General features: G+C 67.9%; 1 protein-coding gene. It reads left to right on the top strand.

Annotated features, from left to right (window positions below; genetic code table 11):
* Positions 1-122: 122 nt before the first annotated feature.
* Positions 123-1,370, top strand: a complete 1,248-nt coding sequence (locus tag FIP57_RS22940) for an IS256 family transposase (protein ID WP_148576234.1) — start codon at positions 123-125, stop codon at positions 1,368-1,370.
* The last annotated feature ends 51 nt before the right edge of the window (positions 1,371-1,421 follow it).

Here is a 1,421-nt window from a genome sequence, read left to right as displayed (position 1 = left end):
AGTGGAGTCCAGCAGAGTGGTGTACGACGAGATCCCGGTAGCGCGTCGCTGAGAACGTGAACGCGGTCATCGGGTGATCCTTCGAGTGATCTCTCACAACCGACTCGAAGAAGGACACACCGATGACCGCTGGACCCAGTATCGACCCTGCCCGCTTCCTCCACGAGCAGCTGGCCCAAGCAAGTCCGGACTTGATGCGGGAGCTGCTCACCACGTTCGTCAACGCGTTGCTCTCCGCGCAGGCCGACGCGGTGTGCGGTGCCAGCTACGGCGAGCGCAGCAGCGGGCGGGTCAACTCGCGCAACGGCTACCGGTATCGCGATCTCGACACCCGCGTCGGGACCCTTGGGGTCGCGGTCCCCAAGTTGCGTGAGGGATCGCTCTATCCCGACTGGCTGCTGGAGCGACGCAAGCGTGCCGAGCGGGCGCTGACCTCGGTGGTGGCGACCTGCTACCTCCTCGGGGTCTCGACGCGGCGGATGGACAAGCTGGTGCAGACCTTGGGCATCACCGGCCTGTCCAAGAGCCAGGTCTCGGTGATGGCACGTGAGCTCGACGAGCACGTCGAGCAGTTCCGCACCCGCCGGCTCGAGGACGCTGGGCCGTTCACCTTCGTCGCCGCCGACGCGCTGGTGCTCAAGGTCCGCGAAGGCGGCCGGGTGGTGCCAGTGCACGTGCTGGTCGCGACCGGTGTCAACGCCGACGGACACCGCGAGATCCTCGGCGTCCAGGTCACCAGCAGCGAGGACGGCGCCGGCTGGCTCGCCTTTTGGAGGGACCTAACCGCCCGCGGCCTGTCCGGAGTCAAGCTGGTCACCTCCGATGCGCACCGGGGCCTGGTCTCCGCGATCGGGGCCACCCTTCCGGGCGCCTCGTGGCAACGGTGCCGCACCCACTACGCCGCGAACCTGATGTCAGCGACCCCGAAGGCCAGCTGGGGGTGGGTCAAGGCGCTGCTGCACTCGATCTACGACCAGCCCGACGCCGACGCGGTCCACGCCCAGTTCGACCGGGTCGTCGACGCCCTGACCGAGAAGCTGCCCAAGGTCGCAGAACACCTCGAGACCGCCCGGGCCGACGTCCTGGCCTTTGCTGCGTTCCCTAAGGAGATCTGGCGCCAGATCTGGTCGAACAACCCCAACGAGCGGCTCAACCGCGAGATCCGGCGCCGCACCGACGTCGTCGGGATCTTCCCCGACCGCGACTCGGTCATCCGGCTCGTCGGCGCGGTCCTCGCCGAACAGCACGACGAGTGGGCCGAAGGCCGGCGCTACCTCGGACTCGACGTCCTTGCCCGCGCACAGGCCGTCGACACCAGGACGACCGAGGAGGTGACCGACCAGCCGACCCTGCCGGCCATCACGGCCTGAACTACAACGACGAAGGATCAGACTTCGTACACCACCTCAGCGGACTTGACC

Source organism: Nocardioides caldifontis, assembly GCF_008087345.1.
Lineage (GTDB): Bacteria > Actinomycetota > Actinomycetes > Propionibacteriales > Nocardioidaceae > Marmoricola_A > Marmoricola_A caldifontis.
The sequence above is the reverse complement of the archived record's forward strand: the minus strand, read 5'-3'. Positions and strand labels throughout refer to the sequence as shown.

Excerpts from the sequence above, each read along its gene's own strand:
- FIP57_RS22940 (WP_148576234.1), top strand. The coding sequence starts at position 123 with ATGACCGCTGGACCCAGTATCGACCCTGCCCGCTTCCTCCACGAGCAG.